General features: G+C 66.0%; 4 protein-coding genes. All 4 read right to left on the bottom strand.

The genetic code is table 11. The features are described from left to right. A partial coding sequence (locus tag AX735_RS22675) for a hypothetical protein (RefSeq protein WP_202189648.1) occupies positions 1-547 on the bottom strand: 547 nt, incomplete at its 3' end. Then, positions 544-939, bottom strand: a complete 396-nt coding sequence (locus tag AX735_RS22670) for a DUF6950 family protein (protein ID WP_066284875.1) — start codon at positions 937-939, stop codon at positions 544-546. The genes AX735_RS22670 and AX735_RS22675, both read right to left, overlap by 4 nt. Continuing rightward, positions 936-1,595 (bottom strand): hypothetical protein, encoded by a 660-nt coding sequence (locus AX735_RS22665; protein ID WP_066284874.1) that lies wholly within the window; start codon positions 1,593-1,595, stop codon positions 936-938. The genes AX735_RS22670 and AX735_RS22665 overlap by 4 nt, the downstream gene beginning before the upstream one ends. Then, a complete protein-coding gene (locus AX735_RS22660) occupies positions 1,592-2,194 on the bottom strand; it encodes a hypothetical protein (protein WP_066284873.1) in 603 nt (200 codons plus the stop codon). The genes AX735_RS22665 and AX735_RS22660 overlap by 4 nt, the downstream gene beginning before the upstream one ends. Between the last annotated feature and the right edge of the window lie 84 nt (positions 2,195-2,278).

Here is a 2,278-nt window from a genome sequence, read left to right as displayed (position 1 = left end):
CATAGGCGAGGCCGGTGTAGCGGCGGCTCGATCCCATGCGCGGGCTGATGTTGATGGCGTTGAAGGCATTCCCCTCGGTGACCGGGGTAACGGTGAGATAGCCCGCGAACTTGGCGGCGACGCCGGACACGCTGTCCCATGCCTTCTCATCGTCAAACCAGATTTCGTAGATCGAATGGACCTTGTGGCTGGCAACCACGATGAAGCGGTGCAGGACGGTCTGGTTGTCGGTATATTCTTGGTCGCGAACGTCGTTCGCGCCCGCCGTGTCGCCCCACACGATCTTGCGCGGGGTGCGCAGGTCGATCGTGCTGTTCAGGCGATCGATATTGGCCGCGTTGACGGATGGCGCCTTGGGCTTCTTGGCGAGCAGCGAAGATCCGATAGAAAGCGCGCCCGCCACGGTCAGAAGCGCGCCAGCGCTAAAGCCTGCCGTTGCCAAGCCCGCCGCCGCAGCTCCCAGGAAACCGATGCCCGCGCCGCCGGTTGCCACGATGATCGCTGCCGCGCCGACAACCGCGGCGGCGATCTTGAGAACCTTGCTCATACCGCCCAGGCCTTGCGCCACTGGGCGCGCGGGACATGGCTGTAGCCATCGTCGGACAGGAACACGGCGACCGCGCCGATGCAGACACCGACCGCCTCGCCGTTGAACACGAGGTCGCCGCGCCGCGCGAAGCCGATCGGCCGCTCGGGATAGAAGCTGTCGAAGGTGCTCTCGATATCGCCCGCACCGATGCGGCGGAGTGCGCGCGCCGCGCCTATCTCCGTGCTGTAGCGCCCACGGAACGCCGCCGCGTTGTCAACGCCGGTCTGCGCTGCGGCAGCGCCCGCGCCGAACAGGCAACAGTCGTTGACGCCATACTCGAACGGCTCCGTCGCCTTCTGCGCCAGATAGACCGCGAGATCGGCTTCCCATGTCGAACGCCGCGCGGTCACAGGTCGTTGACCCTCGGCGCGGTCACGCCGCCGCCATAGCCGCCACCATAACCGGAACCACCGCCGATGACCGCGCCGGGGTTCTGCGTCAGGCCATTGGCAATCGCGATCGAGGCGCGCGCCGACCAGTCGTCGGGGTCGTAGCGCTCCTGGTCCAGATAGGTGCGGTTGCTGGCCTGGCTAAACGCCGCGAGATAGGTCTCGATCGTGACGCGGATGATGCCGCCGGACTCGTCGCCTGCGAAGTCCAACGCGGTCATATAGCCGGTGTAATAGGCCTGAAACCCGCCCTCCTGCTCGTTCGCCGCATTGCGGATCGTGCGCCAGAGCCGGGCGACGCGGCCCTGCCAGTTGGCTGGATTGTCCAGCTGCCCGAGAATGTCGTCGTCGAGCGGAGGCAGGCCGCTCAACTGCGCCGTCACCCGCTCCGAACCGCCCTCGCGAACGGAAACGGGCGAGATATCGACGAGATCGCCGCCGATACCGGTAAAGGTCTGGCCGTCGAGATCAGGGTCGCCGGTGCCGTCTACCAGCAAGCTGACGCCGGACGTGTTGCACCGCACCGGGTCGCCGTTGATGTCGAGAAAGGCGAACCAGACAGGCTTGATGACCGGCGCGTCGAGCGCGGCGACGGCATCGATATCGGGAAGGCTCATTTCGCCTCCTCGACGTCAAGCTCAATCCCTGCGATCGCGTCGGAATAGTCGATGCCGGTATTGGTGTTGGTAAGGGCGAGCGGGATGTAGGGGGCCTTGCTCTCGACCTCGACATTGTTGGCCGGGATCTCGCCGAGCGCCGGGCCGAACCTGGCGATCGCCTGACCGCTGCTGTTCGTGACCATATCCTCGGTGAGGCAGACGAGACGCTTGTGTCCGCTGGGCAGGGGCACGGTCAGGAAGCAGCCTGCCGTCAGGATCGTGGTGGACGGCGTCATGCCGTCGAGCGAGAGCTCGTAACCGGGCGCAGGCGTGTTGTTGACGAGCGGCTTGGCCCCGCTGTGCGCCTGGCACGGCAGGAACCACTTGAACCAGTTTTGCGGGCCGCGCAGCGCGACCAGAAAGGCGCGCCATTTGCGCTCCTCGATCTCGGTCGCGATGTCGGGGACGATAAGCTTGCCTGTCCAGTTCTCGCCGCCGGGCTGGCCCACGACCTTGCGCTTGCCGGTCCATGCCGAGCGGTTGACCCGGCTCGGAAAGTTCGGCGTCAGGTTCGTGATGACCATCGCGCTGTAATCGGGGACAATGATCTCGGTCACAGTTTCGGTCTCCCCGCCCGGCGCAGCGCCTCGTTCGCGCTTGCCTCGATCAGGGGCCCGGACGCCTCTCGCACTATCTGGACG

This window comes from Blastomonas sp. CCH1-A6 (genome assembly GCF_001556365.1).
In the GTDB taxonomy this organism is placed as follows: Bacteria; Pseudomonadota; Alphaproteobacteria; order Sphingomonadales; family Sphingomonadaceae; genus Blastomonas; species Blastomonas ursincola.
The sequence above is the reverse complement of the archived record's forward strand: the minus strand, read 5'-3'. Positions and strand labels throughout refer to the sequence as shown.